The organism is Paraburkholderia sp. SIMBA_054 (assembly GCF_046534875.1).
In the GTDB taxonomy this organism is placed as follows: Bacteria; Pseudomonadota; Gammaproteobacteria; order Burkholderiales; family Burkholderiaceae; genus Paraburkholderia; species Paraburkholderia hospita.
The window spans coordinates 1-359 of the sequence record NZ_JAWRXV010000361.1 but is presented as its reverse complement, the minus strand read 5'-3'; the positions used below and the strand labels follow the sequence as shown (position 1 = coordinate 359).

The following is a 359-nucleotide window of genomic DNA, read 5'->3' as shown; positions in this document are numbered from 1 at the left end:
GCCTCGAACGCCTCGCCGCTCCACGCCACCCCGTACTCCGACGGCATCTGCGCGCCCACCTCTTCGAGCGCGGTGATCACCTGGCCCGACGCGTAGCCGGGCGCCGCGTTCGCCGTGATCTTCACGGCCGGGAAGTTGTTGAAGCGCGTGATCAGGTCCGGCCCCGTCACGTAGCGCGAGGTCACCACCGATTTCAACGGCACCATGCTGCCGTTCGAGCTGCGCACGAAGATCTGCGTCAGGTCGTCGGGCCTGAGCCGGTACGACGGCTCGGCCTGCAGGATCACCTGCCACAGCCGGCTCGAGCGGTTGAACTGCGACACGTACAGCGAGCCGAACATCGTCTGCATCGCGCTGTA

General features: G+C 67.1%; 1 protein-coding gene. It reads right to left on the bottom strand.

The genetic code is table 11. The features are described from left to right. Positions 1 to 359, bottom strand: a 359-nt coding sequence (locus tag SB822_RS55490; protein WP_410858895.1) for an efflux RND transporter permease subunit, incomplete at both ends; no start/stop codon positions are given.